The organism is Lactobacillus kalixensis DSM 16043 (assembly GCF_001434335.1).
GTDB lineage: Bacteria > Bacillota > Bacilli > Lactobacillales > Lactobacillaceae > Lactobacillus > Lactobacillus kalixensis.
Window position 1 is genome coordinate 20380 of sequence record NZ_AZFM01000007.1, and the last position, 23296, is coordinate 43675.

Annotated in this window: 19 protein-coding genes and 2 pseudogenes; all 21 read right to left on the reverse strand. The window is 37.5% G+C overall.

Annotation, left to right across the window (positions count from 1 at the left end; genetic code table 11):
- Window positions 1-75: 75 nt before the first annotated feature.
- Window positions 76-1914 carry a translation elongation factor 4 gene (gene lepA / locus FC46_RS03435; RefSeq protein ID WP_057797880.1) on the reverse strand — a complete coding sequence of 613 codons (1839 nt, stop codon included), beginning with the start codon at window positions 1912-1914 and terminating at the stop codon, window positions 76-78.
- Window positions 1915-2040: 126 nt separating this feature from the next.
- A complete protein-coding gene (gene purD, locus FC46_RS03440; RefSeq protein WP_057797882.1) occupies window positions 2041-3300 on the reverse strand; it encodes a phosphoribosylamine--glycine ligase in 1260 nt (419 codons plus the stop codon).
- An 11-nt stretch (window positions 3301-3311) separates the two neighbouring features.
- Window positions 3312-4853, reverse strand: a complete 1542-nt coding sequence (gene purH / locus FC46_RS03445) for a bifunctional phosphoribosylaminoimidazolecarboxamide formyltransferase/IMP cyclohydrolase (protein WP_057797959.1) — start codon at window positions 4851-4853, stop codon at window positions 3312-3314.
- Between the two features lie 30 nt (window positions 4854-4883).
- A pseudogene (gene purN, locus FC46_RS10310) lies at window positions 4884-5450 on the reverse strand (phosphoribosylglycinamide formyltransferase); the annotation flags it as partial.
- Between the two features lie 9 nt (window positions 5451-5459).
- Entirely contained in the window at window positions 5460-6497 is a 1038-nt protein-coding gene (gene purM, locus FC46_RS03450; RefSeq protein WP_057797884.1) for a phosphoribosylformylglycinamidine cyclo-ligase, read from the reverse strand.
- Entirely contained in the window at window positions 6484-7956 is a 1473-nt protein-coding gene (purF, locus tag FC46_RS03455) for an amidophosphoribosyltransferase (protein ID WP_057797886.1), read from the reverse strand. The genes purM and purF overlap by 14 nt, the downstream gene beginning before the upstream one ends.
- Window positions 7932-10157, reverse strand: a complete 2226-nt coding sequence (gene purL, locus FC46_RS03460) for a phosphoribosylformylglycinamidine synthase subunit PurL (RefSeq protein WP_057797888.1) — start codon at window positions 10155-10157, stop codon at window positions 7932-7934. The genes purF and purL overlap by 25 nt, the downstream gene beginning before the upstream one ends.
- Window positions 10154-10825, reverse strand: coding sequence for a phosphoribosylformylglycinamidine synthase subunit PurQ (purQ, locus tag FC46_RS03465; RefSeq protein ID WP_057797890.1), 672 nt, complete (start codon window positions 10823-10825; stop codon window positions 10154-10156). Before purQ ends, purL begins: the two co-directional genes overlap by 4 nt.
- Entirely contained in the window at window positions 10822-11076 is a 255-nt protein-coding gene (gene purS, locus FC46_RS03470; protein ID WP_057797892.1) for a phosphoribosylformylglycinamidine synthase subunit PurS, read from the reverse strand. Before purS ends, purQ begins: the two co-directional genes overlap by 4 nt.
- Window positions 11077-11793, reverse strand: a complete 717-nt coding sequence (gene purC, locus FC46_RS03475) for a phosphoribosylaminoimidazolesuccinocarboxamide synthase (protein ID WP_057797895.1) — start codon at window positions 11791-11793, stop codon at window positions 11077-11079.
- A gap of 208 nt (window positions 11794-12001) precedes the next feature.
- Entirely contained in the window at window positions 12002-13177 is a 1176-nt protein-coding gene (gene purK / locus FC46_RS03480) for a 5-(carboxyamino)imidazole ribonucleotide synthase (protein ID WP_201779051.1), read from the reverse strand.
- A complete protein-coding gene (gene purE, locus FC46_RS03485) occupies window positions 13140-13625 on the reverse strand; it encodes a 5-(carboxyamino)imidazole ribonucleotide mutase (protein WP_057797896.1) in 486 nt (161 codons plus the stop codon). Before purE ends, purK begins: the two co-directional genes overlap by 38 nt.
- A 154-nt stretch (window positions 13626-13779) precedes the next feature.
- A complete protein-coding gene (gene dnaJ / locus FC46_RS03490; RefSeq protein ID WP_057797898.1) occupies window positions 13780-14916 on the reverse strand; it encodes a molecular chaperone DnaJ in 1137 nt (378 codons plus the stop codon).
- 83 nt (window positions 14917-14999) lie between these two features.
- Window positions 15000-16844 carry a molecular chaperone DnaK gene (gene dnaK / locus FC46_RS03495; protein WP_057797900.1) on the reverse strand — a complete coding sequence of 615 codons (1845 nt, stop codon included), beginning with the start codon at window positions 16842-16844 and terminating at the stop codon, window positions 15000-15002.
- 18 nt (window positions 16845-16862) lie between these two features.
- The gene (gene grpE / locus FC46_RS03500) at window positions 16863-17441 is read right to left on the reverse strand and encodes a nucleotide exchange factor GrpE (RefSeq protein ID WP_057797902.1); all 579 of its coding nucleotides are present in this window, start codon (window positions 17439-17441) and stop codon (window positions 16863-16865) included.
- Between the two features lie 18 nt (window positions 17442-17459).
- Window positions 17460-18509, reverse strand: coding sequence for a heat-inducible transcriptional repressor HrcA (gene hrcA, locus FC46_RS03505; protein ID WP_057797904.1), 1050 nt, complete (start codon window positions 18507-18509; stop codon window positions 17460-17462).
- Window positions 18510-18646: 137 nt separating this feature from the next.
- Window positions 18647-20157 (reverse strand): annotated as a pseudogene (gene abc-f, locus FC46_RS03510) (ribosomal protection-like ABC-F family protein).
- A gap of 273 nt (window positions 20158-20430) precedes the next feature.
- Window positions 20431-20976, reverse strand: coding sequence for a hypothetical protein (locus FC46_RS03515; RefSeq protein WP_057797905.1), 546 nt, complete (start codon window positions 20974-20976; stop codon window positions 20431-20433).
- Window positions 20977-21022: 46 nt separating this feature from the next.
- On the reverse strand, window positions 21023-21961 hold the full coding sequence (gene ribF / locus FC46_RS03520) for a riboflavin biosynthesis protein RibF (protein WP_057797907.1): 939 nt from the start codon (window positions 21959-21961) through the stop codon (window positions 21023-21025).
- Window positions 21962-21981: 20 nt separating this feature from the next.
- Window positions 21982-22875 (reverse strand): tRNA pseudouridine(55) synthase TruB, encoded by an 894-nt coding sequence (gene truB / locus FC46_RS03525; protein ID WP_057797910.1) that lies wholly within the window; start codon window positions 22873-22875, stop codon window positions 21982-21984.
- A 42-nt stretch (window positions 22876-22917) separates the two neighbouring features.
- Window positions 22918-23283: a ribosome-binding factor A gene (locus FC46_RS03530; protein WP_057797912.1), complete on the reverse strand. Its 366-nt coding sequence runs from the start codon at window positions 23281-23283 to the stop codon at window positions 22918-22920.
- Between the last annotated feature and the right edge of the window lie 13 nt (window positions 23284-23296).

The window sequence follows — 23296 nt, forward strand, 5'->3', positions numbered from 1 at the left end:
TCAGAGGTCAGCATTTTTCTAAAATTATATAAAAAAGCACCAACAAACGTTGGTGCTAAAGTATTATTCAATTTGTTATTTACCTTTGATGTCATCGTCATTCATCTTCAAAACTGCCATAAAGGCATCTTGAGGAACTTCAACTCTACCAACGGCTTTCATTCTCTTCTTACCACGCTTCTGCTTTTCAAGAAGCTTAGCACGACGGTCAGGGTCCCCAGTGTGGATCTTCCAAGTAACATCCTTACGATATGGTTTAATTGTAGCACGTGAAATGATCTTAGCACCGATTGCACCTTGAATATCAACTTCGAAGTTTTGACGTGGAATCAGCTTCTTAAGCATTGAAGTCATTTGACGAGCACGATCTTGAGCCTCACTTCTATGAGCAATAAAACTCAATGCATCAATTGGTTCCTTATTCAATAGAATATCAATCTTCACAAGATCAGTTGCACGGTAACCAGTAATTTCATAATCAAGTGATGCATAACCCTTAGTTGAAGACTTTAAATCATCAAAAAAGTCAAAAATAATCTCAGCTAAAGGCATATTGTAGATAACATTCACGCGGTATTTATCTAAATAATCCATTGTGACAAATTCACCACGTTTGCGTTGACACAATTCCATCACTGGCCCAACATAGTCTTCTGTTACCATAATTTCAGCTTTAACATATGGTTCCTCAACCTCTTTATATTCACCAGAATCTGGTAAATCAGAAGGATTATCAATAACTTTAGTTGTTCCATCATTCATAAGTGCGTGATAGTCAACTGATGGTGCTGTCATAATCAGATCAAGACCAAACTCTTGCTCTAATCTCTCTTGCACAACATCCATGTGAAGTAAACCTAAGAACCCACAACGGAAACCAAATCCTAAAGCAGTTGAAGTTTCAGGTTCAAATTCTAAGGCAGCGTCATTCAATTGCAATTTTTGTAAAGCTTCCTTCAAGTCATCATAATCACGGTTATCAACTGGGTACATACCAGAGTAAACCATTGGTGGAATTTGACGATATCCTGGTAGTGGCTCTGCAGTTGGATTTTCAGCACTTGTAATCGTATCACCAACTCGAGTTTCACGAACTGACTTAATGTTGGCTGTCATATAACCTACGTCCCCAGCGATTAGAATATCTTTCTTAACTGGATGTGGACTTGAAACACCAACTTCAGTTACTTCATATTCTTTACCAGTATTCATAATCTTAATGGTGTCACCAGGCTTAACGGTACCATCTTCAATTCGTACTGAAAGAACAACCCCACGATAATCATCATATTTTGAATCAAAAATCAAAGCCTTCAGTGGTGCTTGTAAATCGCCTGATGGTGCTGGAATATCCTTAACAATTTTTTCCAGCATGTCTTTAATACCTTGACCAGTTTTTCCTGATACTTCAGCAGCTTCAGAAGCATCAAGGCCAAGCATTTCTTCAATTTCTTCCTTAGCGTTGTCAACATCAGCTGATGGTAAGTCGATCTTATTGATTACTGGCAAAATCTCCAAATCGTCATCAATTGCTAAATAAGTATTAGCTAAAGTCTGCGCTTGAACCCCTTGTGTGGCATCAACAACAAGAAGTGCCCCTTCACAAGCAGCTAAAGATCTTGAAACCTCATAAGAGAAATCGACGTGCCCTGGTGTATCAATTAAGTGAAAAATGTAGTCTTCTCCATTATCAGCATGGTACTTAACTTCTACGGAGTTCATCTTAATAGTAATCCCGCGTTGACGTTCCAGCGGCATATCATCAAGCATTTGATTTTTTAATTGACGCTCACTAACTGTATCGGTTAATTCCAAAATTCGATCAGCAATTGTAGATTTTCCGTGATCGATGTGAGCAACAATTGAAAAATTACGAATATGTTTTTGATAATCTTTTAATTTTTCTAAATCCATAAAATTGTTCACCCTTTACTATCATATAATTATATCAATGCATCTAAACAATTGGAAATGAAAAAACGCTCGCCATATAAAAATAGCGCTGAAAATTAACATTTCAGTGCTATTTTAATTTGCAATCTAATTTTTTAATGCACGATTGCCAATATCATGACGATAGAAACAATTTGGTAAATCTAGTTTACTCAAATATGAATAGACATTATCTTGAGCTTTTACTAGACTGTCACTTTCAGAAATCACCATGAATAAGCGACCACCATCTCCAATTAAATTGTCTAAAGTTCCCTTAACATTAGCATAATCAATTACGACCTTATCACTATCAGGTAATTTACCAACTAAAGCATCATGCAACGGATGAGTTGGATAACCATTCGCGCAAACTACTACTCCTAAAGTTTTTTTAGAACTTTCTACAATCTCAGGTAATTTTTCATGATTAAGCGCTTTAGTAACTAGTTCAGCAAAATCCGTTTCTAATCTTGGTAAAACAACTTGAGTTTCGGGATCTCCGAGGCGAACATTATATTCGATTACTTTCGGACCATCTTCAGTCATCATCAAACCGATGTATAATACTCCGCAGTAATGGTACTCTCCTTTAATTAGTCCATTCATTGTTGGTTCTACAACTTGATCAATCATTTCCTGACGCTGGCTAGATTTTAGTTGAGGTAGAGGTGAATAAGATCCCATTCCTCCAGTGTTCGGTCCTTGATCGCCATCACCAACACGTTTATGATCTTGGGCCATTGGTAAAATCGCATACTGATCTTCAGACACCACTAAAAACATTGAATATTCAGGTCCCACTAAGCACTCTTCAAGAACTACTTGAGTTTGACCTCCCGCAAACATTTCTTTAATCGTTTCTTGAGCAACTTCTTGGTTTTTAGCGATAGTCACCCCTTTGCCACCTGCTAATCCGTCTTCCTTGATAACCACCGGATAGTCAAAATGATTTAGCCCGTCGATACATTTTTCAGGACTGGTAAATGTTTCATGGTGCGCAGTTGGAACACCATATTTGTTCATAAACCGTAGAGCATAATCTTTTGAACCTTCCAATTGAGCAGCACGCTTATTCGGTCCAAAAATCTTCTCTCCAGCTTTTTCAAATTTATCAACAATACCTGCACAAAGAACATTTTCTGGTCCGACAAAAGTCCAATCCACTTCATGATCTTGAGCAAACTTGAGTAGTCCATCTAGGTCCATCTCTTCAATCGGAACTGTCTTAATACCAACTGTTTGCATCCCAATATTACCAGGAGCACAATATACCGTTTCAACCTTAGGACTTTCCAAGAGCTTTTTTGCAATCGCAAACTCGCGACCGCCTGAACCAACTATCAATAAAACCAGCTTATCTTCCATGAGTTTTTCCTTTAATGTCTAAAATGACGGTATCCAGTAAAGACCATCGTAATCCCGTACTTATCAGCCATCTCAATTGAATCTTGATCACGAATTGAACCACCAGGTTGAACAATCGCCTTAATTCCGTGTTCACCAGCATATTCAACGCAGTCATTAAATGGGAAGAAAGCATCTGATGACAAAACTGCGGTATCATCAATGGCATCCCCTGCATGTTTGATCGCAATCTTAGCTGAGTCAATCCGGTTAGGTTGCCCTGCGCCGACACCTAAAGTTCTTTCTGAGTTTGCGACCACAATTGCATTTGACTTAGTATGCTTAACAGCCTTCAAGGCAAAAAGCATTGTCTTCAATTGTTCTTCAGTTGGCTTGACCTTAGTTACAACTTGCCATTCTTTCGGATCTTCAACAAGAGTATCTTGTTCTTGCTTCAAGATTCCTCCCATCACAGAAACAATTTCGTCACGAGCTGGTTCATTTTCATAGTCAAAATCAACCTGAAGTAGACGCAAGTTCTTTTTCTTCTTCAAAATTGCTAAAGCATCTTCATCAAATCCAGGTGCAATGATAATTTCGAGGAAAATTTTGTGCATCTTTTCAGCTGTTGCCAAATCGACCTTCCTGTTTAAGGCAATTACTCCACCAAAGATTGAAACAGGATCCGCATCAAAAGCTCGTTGCCATGCTTCTTCAAGAGTATCACCGCGGCCAATCCCGCATGGATTCATGTGCTTCATCGCCACAACTGTTGGCTCATCTTGGAATTCTGAAATAGCACGTAAAGCTTCGTCAGCATCCTTAATATTGTTGTAAGAAAGCTTCTTACCATTTAATTGTTCAGCTTGCAAAATTGAAAACTTCTTAGGAAGTGCATCTTCATATAACCAAGCCTTTTGGTGAGAATTTTCACCATAACGCATCTTTTCTTTGAGATCGTAAGTCAAAGTCAATTTTTCTGGATCTTCTAAACCAACTTGCTTATTCAAATATTCCGAGATCAAAGCATCATAAGCAGCAGTTGCTCTAAAGACTTTAGCAGCAAGACGCATTCTTGTTTCTAAGCTAGTTTCACCGTTTTCTTCAATTTCCTTTAAAACTTGACTATAGTCAGCCTTATCATAAACAACTGTCACATCTTGATAGTTCTTAGAAGCTGCACGGAGCATACTTGGACCACCAATATCAATGTTTTCAATAGCATCTTCTAATGTTACATCAGGTTTCTCGATTGTTTCCTTAAAAGGATAAAGGTTTACACAAACCAAGTCTATTGGAGTGATCTTTTCCTCTTTCAAGGTTTTCATATGTTCAGGATTATCTCTTTTAGCCAAAAGTCCACCATGAATATAAGGATTCAAGGTTTTAACACGACCATCTAAGATTTCAGGAAAACCGGTAACGTCTTCAACACCGATAGTCTTGATTCCAGCTTCTTCAAGTTTCTTCTTCGTACCACCAGTTGAAACAATTTCATAACCATTTTCAACTAGACCTTTTACAAATGGTACTAAATCTGTTTTGTCACTTACACTAACGATTGCGCGTTTCACTTGTGTTTTCCCTTCATTTATTCTTTTAGTTAGTATTTCTTTTAAAGTTTTTGGAAAAAGTTCGTGTTCAGTTTCATGAACGCGGGCTTCCAATGTCTCTTCAGTGTCATTAGCTTTAATCGGAACTACTTGTTGAGCGATAATTGGACCGTGATCAAGATCGGCATCAATGTAGTGCACAGTCACACCAGTTTCTTTGATCAAGCCTTTTTGATAATCGCGAAAAGCTCGCCCAATTGAGTCTAGACCTGGATATTTAGGTAATAATGCCGGATGAAGATTGACAATTGAATTAGGATATTCATCTAGAATTGTTGCTCCAACAACACGGAGATAGCCTGCCAGAACGATAAAATCAATCTGATATTCCTTTAACACTTCTAAAAGACGTTTTTCATATACTTCTTTTCCACCGCATTCTTTCACAGAAAAGGCTTCGTATGGCACCTTTAATCTTTTGGCTCTTTCAATTACAGGAGCATCGCGATGATTACAAAATAATAGGACTTCGTCTCCAGGAATTTCTCCACTTTGAAACTTTTTAGTTAATTCTTCAAAATTGGTACCGTTACCTGAAGCAAAAATTGCAACTCTCATACAGATCTCCTACTTAATAATAACTTTTTCTTGATCTTCAGGACGTTCTTGAAGATGACCAATTTCATAAAAGTCTTCTTTTTCGTCAGTTAAAATTTGTTTTACTTCTGTTAGTTTTTCTTTTGGTACAGCTAAGACCAAGCCAGCTCCCATGTTGAAAGTCTCCCAACAATCTTTATCACTTAAATTGCCTAATTTTTTTAAATATGAAAAGATTGGCAAAATTGGCCAGCTGCCATTATTAATTACCGCTTGTAAATCATCTGTGAAGATTCTTGGTAAATTTTCAATAAAACCACCACCGGTAATATGAGCGATGCCATGAACCAAGCGCTTTTTAACTAAAGGTAAAACTGGCTTCACATAAATTCTGGTTGGAGTAATTAAACTTTCACCTACACTTTTACCAGCCAATTCGTCGGGCTTGTCGCTTAACTTCACGTTATGATCCTTGAACAAGATCTTACGAATTAAACTAAAGCCATTTGAGTGGACACCACTTGATGGTAAAGCCAAAAGGACATCGCCACTTTTTGCCAAAGAATTGGAAAGCAAATTTTCTTTTTCAGCGATTCCTACAGAAAAACCCGCCAAATCATATTCATCTGCTTCATACATATCAGGCATTTCAGCAGTTTCTCCACCAATTAATGCAGAACCACTTTGCTTGCAACCTTCAGCAACACCTTTAACTACTTCAGCTAATTTTTGCGGATCATTATGTCCGCAAGCAATATAATCAAGGAAAAACAATGGTTCAGCACCTTGAGCCAAAACATCATTGACGCACATTGCTACGCAATCAATACCAACTGTGTCATTGACATTCATTTTTTGTGCAATCATTAGCTTTGTTCCAACACCATCAGTGCCTGAAACTAGAACTGGATGTTGATAGTTCAATTTTTCTAAATCAAACATGCCACCAAAACTACCAATTCCGCCCATCACACCTAAGCGTTCAGTTGCTTTGACCAATGGCTTAATGCGGTGAACCAAGTCATAGCCTGCGTTAACATCGACTCCCGCTTCCTTATAGCGATTCATTTTGTCTTTCCTTTCTTTGCCGTTTTTCTTGCTCATTAAGTGAGGATAAATATCCTTCTTCGTAGTCATCTAACTTAGTTGGATATTGACCATTGAAGTAAGCAACAGTTAACCCGCCAAAAGGTGCGCCTTTTGCATCTGGAATTGAAACTGCCTTGATCAAATTATCAACACTTAAGAAGTCTAAGCTGTCCGCGCCAATGATTTTGCGCATTTCTTCAGTTGAATAATGGGCTGCCATCAATTCTGAGCGAGTTGAAATATCAATCCCATAAAAACATGGAAATCTGAATTGTGGACTGGCAATACGTAAATGTACTTCTTTTGCCCCTGCATCTTTGAGCATCTGAACGATTTGTTTAGAAGTCGTCCCGCGAACAATTGAATCATCGATAACCGCAATCTTCTTTCCTGCAACTACTCCGCGCACTGCTGAAAGCTTCAAACGCACACTTTTTTCACGTAAGGCTTGCGTTGGCTGAATGAAGGTTCTAGCAACGTATTGATTCTTAACCAAGCCCATCTCATATGGCAAACCTAATTCTTCCGCATACCCGCTTGCTGCAGACAGAGATGAATTTGGAACTCCAATCACCATGTCAGCCTCCACCGGATTTTGTCTTGCAAGAAGGCGCCCCATATTTTTACGAGCGTTATGGACATTGACACCATGAATAATTGAATCTGGACGAGCGAAGTAGATGTATTCCATTGAACAAACCGCTAATTGTGTGTGTTCAGTGAAATGATCAATATGTAAACCATCCTTATCAATAATAATTAACTCGCCTGGTTGCACATCCCTAACAAATTCAGCTCCTACAATATCTAAAGCACAAGTTTCGCTAGCAACAACGTATGCACCGTTATCATATTTTCCAATACATAGTGGACGAATGCCGTTTGGATCAAGTGCTGCAATCATACGATCTTTTTGAAGAAGAAGGAAAGCAAATCCGCCGTGAATTTCGTTTAGACTCTTTTTTAAAGCAGGAATAAAGCCATCACTAATATGGTTTCGAATCAAATGGATTAAAATCTCAGTATCAGAATCTGATTGAAAAATGGCTCCTTGTTTTTCAAGCTTGTTTCTCAAACTGACTGCATTAACTAGATTACCGTTGTGTGCTAAAGCAACGTCACCATCAAGAAAGTGATACAAAAACGGTTGAACATTTTGAATCGAGTTGCGACCAGTAGTTGAATATCGAACATGTCCAATTGCGCAGTCACCGATTAGGCGATCTAAATCTGCCGGATCTTTAAACGCATCTGACAACAGACCACGATCACGGTGTTGGTACAATTTTTCACCATCGCTTGAAACAATGCCTGCCCCTTCTTGTCCGCGGTGTTGGAGGTTATGTAAACCTAAATAGGTTAATTTACTAGCGTCTTGCATCCCGAAAATGCCAAAAACGCCACATTCCTCATTTAAGCTTTTGATTTCATTAAACAAGGGATACACTCCTCCCAAATCTGTTGTAAATCTTTAACTGGTTCATTAACTTCAGCATCTTTTAATGTGATTTGTAAGTTTTGATCATCAGTTACTTGGCCTAATTTAACTGCTTCTGGCATTTTCTCTTCAAATTTTTGAGCCTTGTCAGATGCAATGGAGACGATCAATCGACCTGGAGTTTCACTAAATAACCAGCTAGCTGATATATCTGCCTTAATTTTAAGACCCAAATCTGTTTTAAAAACTGATTCTGCTAAAGCAACCCCTAATCCACCTTCACTTAAATCATGTGCACTTCTTACAAGACCTTCTGCCATTAGTTTTTGCAATCTGTACAAATAATCTTTAATTTCTAATAAATTAGGAGCATGAGGCAAGCCACTGATTTTACCTGTCATCATCTTTTGTAATTCTGAGCCAGCAAAATCATCATCGGTTTTACCAAGCAAGTAAACCTGATCACCTGTTTCTTGCATTCTCATTGGAATTACGTGGTCATAATCCTTAATTAAACCAACCATTCCAATCATTGGAGAAGGATAAATTGCTTCGCCATCATTCTCGTTGTATAAGGACACATTCCCTGATACAACTGGAGTTTCAAGGATTTCACACGCATCCGCAATTCCTTGGCAGGACTCATGAAGTGACCAATATATTTCAGGATCGTTAGGATCACCATAGTTCAAACAGTCAGTGATTGCTAAAGGAAGAGCACCGCTAGCAACAATATTAGTTGCACTTTCAAGAACTGTTCTTTGACCACCAACTCTTGGATCAAGGTAGACGAATCGACCGTTAGTGTCAGTACACATTGCAATTGCCTTTTTGGTGCCGCGAACTCTCAAAACACCTGCATCTGAACCTGGAGCAACAATAGTATTTGTTCTAACTTGTGAATCATATTGTTGAGTGACAAAAGTATCCGAAGCAATCGTTGGCTGATTTAGAAGATCCTTCAAAGTTTGACCTGCATCCTCAATTTTAGGCTCCCAAGCTGCTTCCTTTTCAGCTTCAATGATATGCTTAGGCTTTCTTTTCTCGCTTTTTTCCTCTAGCACATCTTCAGTCAAAGCTGTTACAGGGATGTCACATACAATCTCATCATCATGAAGCAAGATATATTGACCATCATCAGTAATACGACCAATTGTCACTGCCTCAAGATTGTACCCTTCAAAAATCCGCTTAACATCTTCTTCATAACCCTTTTTAACGCAAAGAAGCATTCGTTCCTGCGATTCACTAAGCATTATTTCGTAAGCAGACATATTAGGTTCACGTTGAGGAACGTCATTCAAGTTAAGTACCATGCCAGATTTACCTTCAGTAGCCATTTCAGCACTTGAAGAAACGATTCCTGCTGCACCCATATCTTGAATTCCGACTAACCATTCACGGTGTTTAATAATTAAATCAAGACAAGCCTCCATAAGTAATTTTTCCATGAACGGATCACCCACTTGAACGGCAGAGCGTTGAGTTTCGTGTTCTTTCGAAAAATCAGCTGAAGCAAAAGTTGCCCCGTGGATTCCGTCTCGACCGGTTTTAGCACCTACATACATAACTAAATTACCGCTACCTGAGGCATTACCATGTTCCATATCCTTGATATTCATCAAACCAACATTCATTGCATTTAAAAGAATATTACCGTTGTAGCAAGGATCAAAAGTGGTTTCACCACCTAAATTAGGAATACCCATGCAATTACCATAATCGCCAACACCCTTAATAGTTTCTTCCATCTTGTAACGCATTGTGGGGTTGTTTTTCAGTTCACCAAAGTGAAGTGAGTCAAGCACTGCAACTGGACGAGCGCCCATACTGAACACATCACGAAGGATTCCACCAACTCCTGTTGCCGCACCTTGATATGGTTCAACAGTTGTGGGGTGATTGTGACTTTCAGCTTTGAAAACAACTGCTTGGCCATCATCAATATCAACTACCCCAGCTCCTTCACCAGGACCTTGAATAACTCTTGGACCTTTAGTTGGAAAAAGACGCAAAACTGGCTTAGATTTTTTGTAAGAGCAGTGTTCACTCCACATTGCAGAAAAAAGACCAATTTCTGTATAATTTGGCAAGCGGTGCAATAAATGGTCACAAATGTAATCATATTCACGCTCAGATAAACTCCAGTCGAGATATGGCTTTTCTTCTTTGATTTCTTCTGGTGTCATCGCTTGTTTCATGCTTTAACTCCTGCTTTTAAAACTGACTTAAATAATGGCAATCCATCTACTCCACCCAAAATTGCTTCAACTGCTCTTTCTGGGTGAGGCATCATCCCCAAAACGTTTCCGCGTTTATTACAAATTCCTGCAATATCATGCAAACTACCGTTAGGGTTATTCTTAATGTAGCGGAAGACAACTTGATTATTCTTTTCTAACTCGTCCAAGACGTCTTCATCAGCGTAATAGCTGCCTTCACCGTGAGCAATCGGAATTTTGATTTCTTGATACTCCTGATATTCAGTAGTAAATGGTGTCTTCGCGTTTTCAACTCTTAAATCTGCGTCCTTGCAGACGAATTGCAAACTATCGTTTCTCTTCAAAGCCCCAGGAAGTAATCCCATTTCTGTTAAAATTTGAAACCCATTGCAGACACCCAGTACTAATTTTCCTTCGTCAGCCATCTTTTGAACTGCGAGAATAATATTTGAAAAACGAGCAATTGCCCCAGCTCTTAAATAGTCACCGTATGAAAAGCCACCTGGAAGAGCCACCATATCAAAGCCATCAAGACTTTTTTCTTTGTAAGAAACGTACTTAACATCAGCTTTTAAAACAGAGTGAAAAGCTTCGTACATATCAACATCACAATTGGATCCAGGAAAAACAACTACTGCAATTTTCATGCCTTTTCCTCCAAAATTTCAGTTTTGTAGGTTTCCATATTGAAGTTAACTAGCAATGATTCAGCGATGTCTTTTACATCTTCTTCAACCTTATCAAGGTCATTTTCGTCTAAAGTAACGTCGAAGAATTTACCAACCACGATTTGTTTAACTTCAGTGTGACCTAATGAATTAACTGAATCAGTAATTGCGGCGCCTTGTGGATCAAATACAGAAGGCTTGTAGGTTACGTAAATGCGGACAGTAGTCATTTAATTCTCCTTAAGTGTCTTTTCAATTCTTGCTAAAACTTGTTCATACACACTAGTTAAATCGCCAATATCGCGGCGGTAAACATCTTTATCCATATGTGCTTTAGTTTTTTTATCCCAAAGACGGCAATTATCAGGTGAAAATTCGTCAGCTAAGACAATTTCACCATTAGCCAGCTTGCCGAATTCGAGTTTGAAGTCAACTAAATCCATGCCAGCTCCGTCAAACAATTCAATTAACAGTCTGTTAACTTGACGAGAAAGTCGCCAAATTTCTTTTTGCTCCTCTGCTGTAGCAATTTTAAGAGCGATTGCATCTGATTCATTCATGATTGGATCATCAAGATCATCACTCTTGTAGAAAAGTTCTTCAACAGGCGTGTCGAACTTCCTCCCTTCTCCTAAACCATAACGACTTGAAAAATGGCCAGCCGCAATATTTCTAGTAACAACTTCAAGTGGGAACATGTCACACTTTTTAACTAATTCTTCGGTATCTGAAAGTTTTTTGATGAAGTGAGTTTTAACTCCATTTTTCTCAAGATATTGGAAGATCAATGATGAAATTTCATTATTCAAGTATGCTTTGTCCTTGAAATTGTCTTTTTTTTCACCATTACCGGCAGTTGCCTGGTCGGTGTAGACCACGCGTAATACTTCTGGGTCATCAGTAGACCACATTTGCTTAACTTTACCGGTATATAACAACTCAGCCATTTTTCTTTTTTCTCCTTATAGATAAACACGAACATTTGTAATATAGTAGCTAATATTCGTTCGTTACTTTTGTTAGTGTAATAATAGCAATATCTTTGATAGGTGTCAACATTGAGTGCAAATGTTTTTTACTACCATTCCAATTATTGTTCGTGTTTTATCAAAAACCAACAAAAAAAAGAGAAGCATAAAGATTCTCTTTCATTAGTTATTCAACCTTCGTTTTCCAAATATGAGTTTCGTTGATTTCCTTAAGTGTTTTTTCGATATCATTGGTCAAAATTGTGACATGCCCCATTTTGCGATTATGGCGATTTTCGCCTTTACCATAATCGTGGAAATGCCAATCCGGCTTTTGTGGAATAACACTTCTTACGCCTTGTACATGCTGACCCAATACGTTAACCATCACAACCTTAGATAGCAATTTAATCTTAGGTAGTGGCCAGTTGCAGACTGCTCGATCGTGAATATCAAACTGACTGAAATTGCAAGCTTCAATTGAATAGTGACCGGAATTATGCGGACGAGGAGCTAATTCATTGATATAAATATCACCATTCTTTAAAATGAACATTTCGACACCCAAAATACCACGCAGGTCAATTGCCTCAGCAATCTGTTTTGCAATTTTCTGAGCCTTTTCGTATATAGCTTTTGAAATGCGCGCAGGAACAATGCTGATGTGCAAAATTTCATCAGCATTATAGTTCTCGCTAACTGGGAAGACGGTTACATCACCATTAGCGTTTCGAGCCACCATAACAGATGCCTCGACTTGGTAGTTCACCCAACCTTCTAGGATACAATCTTTTGTTGACAGAATTTCAGCTACTTCTGGCTTATTTAGGTCTTCATTACCTTTCAACACCACTTGCCCATGTCCATCATAACCACCTTCACAGGTTTTAAGTACGCACTTATAACCAATCTTTTTGATTGCTTTTCTCAGATCAGTCATATCCTTAACAGATACATATGGCGCAGTTTTACAGCCGGCTTCGTTTAAAAAATTCTTCTCACGCAAACGATGCTTAGTAATGTAAAGAAGATTCGTTCCTTGTGGGACAGCTACTTTATCAGCAACATCACTCAAAGCATTCAAATCCACATTTTCAAATTCATAAGTTAGAACATCACTCTTGTCAGCAAGCTTTTCGATCGCTTTCACATCCGAATATTCTGCCACGATCTGTTCATCAGCTACTTGACAGCAAGGACAGTTTGGAGTTGGATCCAAAGTAATTACCTTCATACCACCATATTTAGCTGAGAGCGCCATCATTTGGCCCAACTGCCCTCCACCAATAATCCCGATTGTCTTTCCCTGCTGGATAAATTCTGGTCTATTCAAGTTCGGCACTGCTTTCTTTTGCTTCATCATGCATTTTTTTACGATAATCTTTTAATTTTTGGCGTAGTTCAGGATTACTTATTCCTAACATTTCTATCGCCAGAAGCGCAGCATTACTTGCTCCTGCATTACCAATAGCGGTAGTTGCAACTGGGATTCCAGTTGGCATTTGCACAATCGATAAAAGTGAATCCATTCCACCTAACGCCTTTGTCTGACCAGGGACGCCAATTACCGGTAATATTGTGTTAGCAGCAGTCATTCCTGGCAAATGTGCAGCCATACCCGCTCCAGCAATAATCACTTTTGTGCCCTTTGCTTCTGCAGACTTGGCAAAGTCAACCATTTCATCCGACATTCTATGTGCTGAAATAACATGTTTGTCATATGACACACCGAATTCATCAAGAATTTGACAAGTAGTCTTCATTGTTGGCCAATCAGACTTGCTTCCCATAATTACACTAATTTCAACCATTTCGTTCTTTCCGTACCTTTAATATAAATATTAATTGAACATTCTTATTTAAACTCACAAGACCAGGATAATAAATTATATATAAAAAGTAAAGTGATAAAACACGAACTATAAAAATAATAAAATAAAAAAGAGCCAAGTTGGCTCTTTTTTACTAATCTAAATTCAACTTATCTTTTAATCTTTCGAAGAATCCTTTACCTTGTGGCGTAATTGATTCACCACTTGCCTTAACAAAGTCAAGTAAAGCTTCTTTTTGGTCTTCATTAACCTTCTTAGGAATAACAACCTCAACAGTCGTTATTTGATCACCATTTCCGCCACCACGAAGATACGGAACACCTTCACCACGCATCGTGAATTTACTATTTGGTTGAGTCCCTGCTGGAATTTTTAATTCCTTCTCACCATGAACAGTCTTAACCTTAATATCGTCACCTAAAGCTGCTTGAGCAAAAGAAATTGGAACAGTTGTATAAATAGTAGTCCCTCTTCTTTCGAACTCTTTAGAAGGCTTAATTCGATAGCTAATGTACAAATCTCCGTAAGGTCCGCCATTCTTACCAGCTTCACCTTGTGCTTCATAGCGTAGGGTTTGACCATTATCAATTCCTGCTGGAATATCTACTTCAATGGTGTTCTTAGCTTCAATAGTACCTTTGCCGTGGCATTCATTACATGGATGTTCAATAATTACACCTTGACCATGACACTTATCACAAACAGTTTGTCTTTGAATCACCCCAAATGCAGATTGTTGAGTAATAGTCATATAACCTGAACCATGGCATTTATCACATGTAATTGGATGAGTGCCCCTTTCAGCACCAGTACCATTACAAGTTGGACAAGTTTCATCACGATTGTAACTAACTTGCGTCTTCTTTCCGTTAATTGCATCCATGAAGTCAATTGTCAAAGTATAATCAAGATCCTGACCTTTTTGTGGTGCAGTCGGATCAACTCTTTGTCGTTGACCGCCGCCAGCACCGAAGATATCGTTGAAAATGTCACCAAAATCGCTAAAGCCACCAAAGCCTTGGCCAGCACCGCCAAAACCGCCTTGACCATTAACACCAGCAGCACCAAACTGATCATATTGTGCACGCTTTTGCTTATCATGCAACACTTCATAAGCATCGTTAACTTGCTTATATTTTTCTTCAGCACCTGGTTCATGGTTTAAGTCAGGGTGATATTTTTTAGCTAAACGACGATATGCTTTACTAATATCTTCATCACTGGCGTTTCGATCAACACCGAGAACTTTATAATAATCTTCTTGTGCCAAAATTTAAACTCCTCACATTTAAAAGAAAAGAACTACCCTTAAGCAGTTCTTTTCTTAATAGGTTATTTAAATTATAAACCCTTTTACTTATCTGGGTCTACTTTGTGGAAATTGCCGTCTTGTGCTCCACCGTTGTTGTTACCATCATTTGGTGTGCCTTGAGGACCTGCTTGTGGGCCAGCTTGACCTTGAGCGCCGCCATTTTGTTGGTAAAGCTTAACAGCTAAATCTTGAGCAGCTTTAGCTAAAGCATCCTTCTTTTCTTTCATTTCATCCAAGTTGTTGTCTTTTTGAGCCTTCTTAAGGTCATTAAGCGCATCTTCAACTGGCTTTCTGTCAGCATCTGACAACTTGTCTTTAGTGTCGTTTAAAGTCTTATCAGTACTGAAGATCAATTGGTCTACTTCGTTTCTAAGGTCTGCTTCTTCCTTACGCTTCTTATCTTCATCAGCGTGTTCTTCAGCATCCTTTTGCATTCTCTTAATTTCTTCATCTGACAAACCGGATGAACTCTTGATAGTAATCTTTTGTTCTTTACCAGTACCCATATCCTTAGCTGATACGTTTACGATACCGTTCTTGTCAATATCGAAAGTAACTTGAATTTGAGGAACACCACGAGGAGCTGCTGGAATGTCAGTCAATTCAAAACGGCCCAAAGTCTTGTCATCTGCAGCCATTGGACGTTCACCTTGCAATACGTGAACATCTACGGCTGGTTGGTTATCTGCAGCAGTTGAGAAGATTTGACTCTTTGAAGTTGGAATAGTAGTGTTTCTGTCGATCAACTTAGTGAAGACACCACCCATGGTTTCAATACCAAGTGATAATGGAGTAACATCGAGCAAAACAATGTCCTTAACATCACCAGAAATAACACCACCTTGAATAGCTGCACCCAAGGCAACAGCTTCATCAGGGTTAATTGAGTGGTCAGGTTCCTTACCAGCCCAATCCTTAACAGCCTTTTGAACTGCAGGAATACGAGTTGAACCACCGTTCAAGATAACCTTGTCGATGTCGTTTACAGTTAAACCAGCATCCTTCAAAGCATTGTCAAATGGAATCTTAGTCTTATCAACTAAGTCAGCAGTTAATTCGTCAAACTTAGCACGAGTAAGGTCTGCTTCAAGGTGTAATGGACCTGCTTCACCTGCAGAAATGAATGGAAGTGAAATGTGGGTTGAAGATACACCTGACAAGTCCTTCTTAGCCTTTTCAGCTGCATCCTTCAAACGTTGCATTGCCATCTTATCCTTTGACAAGTCAACACCGTTTTCATCCTTGAAGTTCTTGATCATCCAATCCATGATACGGTTATCGAAGTCGTCACCACCAAGGTTAGTATCACCGTTAGTTGACAATACTTGGAAGACACCGTCACCTAATTGCAATACAGAAACATCGAAAGTACCACCACCAAGGTCATATACCAATACCTTTTCGTCTTGGTCCTTGTTAAGACCAAATGCTAAAGCTGAAGCAGTTGGTTCGTTGATAATTCTTTGAACGTTTAAGCCAGCGATCTTACCTGCATCCTTAGTAGCTTGACGTTGAGCATCATTGAAGTAAGCAGGAACAGTAATAACTGCATCAGTAACTTCTTCACCTAAGTAGTCTTCTGAGAACTTCTTAATGTATTGTAAGATAAATGCCGAAATTTCTTGTGGAGTGTATTCCTTGTCTCCAACTTTTACCTTGTAATCAGCTTCACCCATGTGACGCTTAATTGAAACGATAGTGTTTGGGTTAGTAATAGCTTGGCGCTTTGCAACGTCCCCAACTTGAATATCACCATCTTTGAAAGCAACTACTGAAGGGGTAGTACGATTACCTTCTGGGTTAGTAATAATCTTTGGTTCTTTACCTTCAAGAACTGCAACTGCTGAGTTAGTAGTACCTAAGTCAATACCGATAACTTTTGACATATCTCAAATTCCTCTCTTCTATTGTGCAACTACAACCATTGCCGGTCTAAGTGTACGATCTTTGTATTGATATCCTTTTTGTAAAACCTGAACAACGTGATCTTTTTGATCATCATTTTCTGCAGCGACTGTTTGAACAGCCTGATGCAATGTCGGATCAAATTCAACGTTTTCAGCTTCAATCTCAACGATGCCATGATCTTTCATCGCTTTGACAAGTGAATCAAGCGTCATTTGAACACCTTTTTTTAGTTGTTTTGAAGCATCATCGTCAGCTTCAACTCCTAATGCTCTTTCAAGGTTATCCATTGCTGGCAAAACGTCCTTTGCTAAGCTTTGAGATTCATACTTGATAAGTTGAGATCTTTCTTTTGAGTAGCGATTTTGCATATTTTGAATTTCTGCTTCGCTACGAAGATATTTATCTTCTAATTCTTTATTCTTTTGTTTTAATAAAGCAATTTCTTCAGCTAACTTCTTGCTGTCATCCTTTTTTTCAGCATCAGAAGTCGGCTTTTCTTTTTTCTTTTCAGCTTTCTTAGGAACTTCTTTGTTTTTATCTAAATTTTCTTCACTTGGAAATTCTTCTTTACTCACAGCTAACCTCCTCTATTCTTATTGAAATCTTCCATAATAATCGAGCAATTTCTTGGCTAGCTCGTTTCTAAAGTATTCAAGAAGACCAATCATCTGTGAATATGGCATGTTGGTTGGACCAAGTAGTGCGATAGTCCCTTTACCATGTTCACCTACGCTATATTCAGCAGTTAATAAGCTATAATTTCTTAATAGTTCATTGGGCATTTCTGAACCTAATTTAATTTGAACTGGAAGCTTTCCATCATCACCAGAAGTGGATGTATCCAAAAAGCTCGAAATCAAATCATTATCATCAACCAATTTATAAAGTGATGTTAAGTCTTTAACATTACTTTCTGAACTATTATTCAGCAAATTAATTTGACCATCAACATACATTTGCTCGCTAGCAGCATCTTTGATTACATCTTCAAGCAGGCTCATTAATTCGCCGGCATGCTGCCCACCAATCTTTTGTTCAGCCAAAGTCTTCATCAAACTTGGTGTGATCTCTTTCAGGGTCTTGCCAACAAGTTCGTCGTTGATCATTTTAACTGCCTTCTCAATTTCATCACCATGAATGTGATGAGGTAAAGCATAAACTTGGTTTTGTACATTACCATCACTTGTGACCAAAATCGCCATAATTTGCCTGTTTGATAGAGGTACAATTCTAAATCCAGTAACAGTAACACCGCGACTTTCTGGTCCTTCAGCAAAAGCAGTGTAATTAGTTAAATCAGATAAAATTTTAGCTGCTTCTTGCACAATTTCATTCACTTGATGAAACGGTCGGTCTAATTGATAAACTATTTGATTGTAAATTGATTCAGGCAATTGTAAAGGCTGAACCAGATTATCTAGATAGTAACGATAACCTTCACTTGAAGGAATACGCCCACTTGATGAGTGAGTTTTCTCAATTAAGCCTTTATCTTCAAGTACTGCCATTTCGTTACGGATTGTGGCGCTTGAAACCTTAATTGGTAATTGATTCATCACCGTCTTAGATCCAACTGGCTCATGTGTCTTTGTAAAGTCCTGAATTATTGTATTTAATATTAATTCTTGACGCTCGGTCAACATAAACATCGCCCTCACTTTTAGCACTCGTAAACTTCAGGTGCTAACAGATATTATTATACTAAAATCTAGCAGATAATCAAGGGGAGTGCTAATTTTGTTTCAAAAAGATCGTCAACTTAAATAAATCATTACCAATATTATTCTGTCAGCCTAATTCTTTGCCCTGCTACCTGCTCAATAAAGTATTCGTCATGTTCTATTAAGAGCATTGCTGGTTCTATTTTCTTTAACAATTCAATTAACTGATCTTGATTAAAGACATCTAAATAATTTGCTGGTTCATCCCAGAGATATAGGTCTGCCGGCTCTACTAATGATTTTGCTAAAGCTACCCGTTTTTGTTGCCCCATACTCATTTCTTCTATTTTTGTAGTAAAACTTTCTCTTGGAAATCCCATCTTTTTGAGATTATTGAGCAATTCTTTATACGAGATTCTTTGCTTTTCTGCAAATTCCATTAAGTTACCTGTATATTCCCCAAACTCCTGTGGTAAGTACGAAATTGATAAGCCATTTGCTAATTCGAATTTCCCATGACATTGGCATTGACTTGTTTTACCAAGTAAAAATTTTAAGAAAGTTGACTTCCCAGATCCATTTTCTCCTTCTAACGAAACAACCCCCTGATTCTTAACTATTAGATTTAGATCATGAAATAGCTTTTTATCTTCAATCTTCATTGAAAAATGTTGTGCTTCCAGCAATGTATGATGATAATTAGGTTGAAAATTCATTGTCAATTCTGGCACATCCTCAATATTGACCATTAAACCTTTTTTATTGTCAATATTCTTCTGTAAACGATGCTGGACATTTTTCGCTCTGCGCATGTCATTTGCTGCAATCTTGGTAACATCAAAACTTAGCGGATGAAAAGCACGATGATTTGCCTTACCTTTATATTTTCGCCCACTATTTTTCTGACTTTCTGATCTTTTTGCAAAAGCCAAATTTTTTGAAAAGAAGCATTTAATCTTTGTACTTCTTTTGCTAATTTTTCATTTTTTGCCTGATTAAATTCATCCCTATTTCGTTTAGTATTTTCATAGATAGCATAATTACCCTGATATAAATGAATTTCAGTATTTTCAATTGCTAAGATATGATCAGTCACTTGATTCAAAAATTGCCGATCGTGACTAACAACAATATATCCTTTATCATGTTTACTCAAATACTCAGCAATTTGTTTTCTGCTACTTTCATCTAGATGATTAGTTGGTTCATCGATTAATGGGAAACTATTTTGATCCGTAAATGATAAAGCAAGTAAAACTTTAGTCTTTTCACCGCCACTTAACGTATTAAATGGCTGCCATAAAATATTAGGGTCAACCTTCATCAAATTAAGTTCACGTTCTAGTTCCCATTGCTCAAAATCAATTTGATCTTGTAATTCAAATAAAGTGATATTAGCAGGATTGTTAATTTGAAGAGGGAAATATGAAAAATTTAGTTTATTTTTGATTTCTCCTAAGCCTACTAATTTTCCTAGTAAAAGGTTAAGAAAAGTAGTTTTACCACGGCCATTTCTTCCAACTAGCCCTAATCTCCAGCTACTATCCAAGTTTAAATTCAAATTGTTAAAAACGTTTTGACTACTGTTTTCATAATGGAATGAAAGATTGCTAATTCTTATATTACTCATAAAATCACCACACAAAAGAGAGCCTACACGTTGACAAGCATAGACTCTCTTCTTTTTAGTATTTGAGTAATAAAAAAGAAGGCAACTCCGTCTATCCTTAATCTTGTCAAACTGCATAGTATCTCCGTCTAATTCAAACGATTAATTATTCAACTATGCTTAGTTTTACGAGATTAAAGACGCAACGGCGATCCTTCTTTCTAAATTTGAATTTCAATTGATAGTTTTAATTTATCATTAATACTTTTATTTTTCAATACCAAATTGAAATCTTTACTTTGCTAATTCTTTAGTCTTATATGCATAAGAAGCAAAGTAATTGTTGGCGCCTGTTCCAATTCTCAAAGCAGTAACCTTCTTACCATCACGGGTTCTAGTTACAGGTACGTAATAAACACCGTCGCCTGCAGTTGGTAACCAGTTATTTACATTAAAGCCAGTCTTGCCTTTATATTTGTAAATTTCTGCTTGAGAAAGTTTTTGATCATAAATACCGTTATAAAAGGCTCTCTTTTGCTTATTAGACATTTTGTTGATCTTCTTGATCATCGCATCAGTCTGTTTTGCATTCAATGCCTTAAATAATTTTGCCCCTTCGGCAGTATTCTTAGTAATTACAATCTTTTGAAACTTATTAGATTGCATATCGTAACTATACCAAGTACCTCGAGTTGCTTTTGGAGTAACAAATTCTTTTTGAATACCATAATATTGCTTAGTTTTAGTTGAAATAGCGTCAGCTGTGTTAGCATTGACAGCTAAAGTTATTCCTAACAATGCAACAAATGCGGATAAAAAAGCAAAAAGTTTATGTTTCATTTTCTCTTACCTCATCTATTAATATTGCCTACTTATATTATAAGATTTATTTATCACTTTTGGCAAAATAAGCTTTAATTTCATCTTGATCTTTCTTAAGTTGCTCTTTTAACTCATCAAGACTGGCAAACTTCTTTTCGCCACGAGTATACTTATACCATTTAATCTCCATCGGTTGGCCATAAACATCTTCATCAAAATCAAATAAATTTGATTCAATATAAATTCTCTTAGGCTGACCAATTGTAATATTGTAACCAACACTTGTCATTGAATTATACCATTTGCCGTTGACTTTAGTCTTAGTTGCGTATACACCGATCTTGGGGATAGCCTTCTTTTCATTCCAAACTAAATTTGCTGTTGGAAATCCAAGCTTATGTCCATTTCTTTGTCCATGGCCAATCGTTCCACTCATCACGTAGTGATGACCTAAAAGTTCATTGACCAGTTCCATCTCACCATTTTCAATTGCTCGACGAATTTCAGTAGAACCTATTTTTTTGCCATCCATCGTTTGTTTAGGCACTTTAATTACCTCAAATCTCCCTTTAGCAAAGTTTGGTAAATGATCAATATTTGCTGTTTCTCTTGCCCCGTAAGTGTAGTCAAAACCCGCTACTACTGTATCTGTTCCTAATTTCACAATGACATTATCAACAAACTCTTGACCTGAGATTTTACTAAAATCTTTCGTAAACTTCAAAAGCAACAAATAGTCTACCCCTAGCTCTTCCATTTTATTAGCTTTTTCTTCAAGAGTGTCGATATAAACAAAGTCAGTATTTCCTGCATAAACTTCACTTGGATGACGATCAAATGTCATTACAGCTAAAGGTAAATTTTTTTCGTCAGCAATTTCTTTTGCTACAGAAATAAGATGCTGGTGACCTAAATGAACTCCGTCAAAGAAGCCAAGAGCTAAAACTATTTTTTTATTACTGATTTGATTTTTTACTGGATATGATAAATGGACAAGTTTCAAGATGAATACCTTCGTTTCAACTATTCATTTGCAAGAAGCATTAGGTCTGGTCGATAACCATGATCTGTCTGCTTGTATATTGCTTTAACTTTTTTATTGTACCTTAAAGCAACCTTTTTTGCATTCGTTTTCAAAGTAATTCCTGCACCATTTTGAACTCTAAGCCATTCAGCTTCTGTTAAATCAAGCGTTTCATAATTCTTAAAGAAGGCATCAATTGGTTGAATTAATTTTTCCGCTTCTTCAGGATGTGCTTGAATTGTTTCTAAGCTAACTGCCTGTTCAATAGAAAAACCAGAACTTGCAGTTCTTCTCAAATAAGTCATTACAGCAGGTTGATCTAGTTTTTCGCCTAAATCATTGACTAGACTTCTAACATAGGTACCTTTACTACACTTAATATCAAAGTCAAAACTCTCTTGACCACTTTCAGAATCAAAAATTGGTTCTTTCGTTATTTTATAGCGGGCAATTTCAACTTTTCGGACTGGTCGCTCAACTTCAATTCCTTCACGTGCATAATCATAAAGGTGTTTACCATTTACCTTAACTGCTGAATAAATTGGAGGCACCTGTTCAATTTCACCTAAAAATAAATTCATTGCACTTTGAATTTGGTCTTTAGTAAAGGCCTTATCCAGTTTCTTTTCTTGCAAGACTTTACCGTCTGTATCATAAGAATCCGTTGCATAACCAAATAAACCAGAGCCTTGATATTCTTTAGGTCTAGTATGCATTAATTCAATCAATTTAGTAGCTTGACCAATAGCAATCGGTAAAACTCCCGTAACTTCAGGATCTAGAGTACCAGCATGGCCAATTTTTCTAATATGCAAAGCTTTGCGCAAATGATAAACAACATCCGCACTCGTCATTCCCTTTGCCTTATCGATCACTAAAATTCCGTTTAACATATTGCCTCTTTCTAATAAAAAAAGCGCCTTACGGCGCCTTGATTATTTACTATTCCGTTCAGCATCTTGCTTTCGTACTTCAGCAATCAAACGGTCAATCTTTGAGCCGTATTTAACTGAATTATCACGTTTAAAAATAAGTTCTGGGACTTTATAGACAGTCAATACTTGACCAAGTAAATGACGCATCATTCCCTTTGCTTTTTCTAAACCTTCTGCTACTTCTTCTTCCTTCTTTGGATCTTCTGTCAAAAGACTGTAGTAGATAGTAGCATATGACAAGTCATTCGTGCATTCAACTGCAGTAATAGTTACTTCAGATAAACGTGGATCACGAATGTCTTTACGCAAGATCTTTGTTAATTCGCGGAGGATCTCTCCTTCAACACGACCAATTCTGTGTTTCATTTTTCCTCCTTAA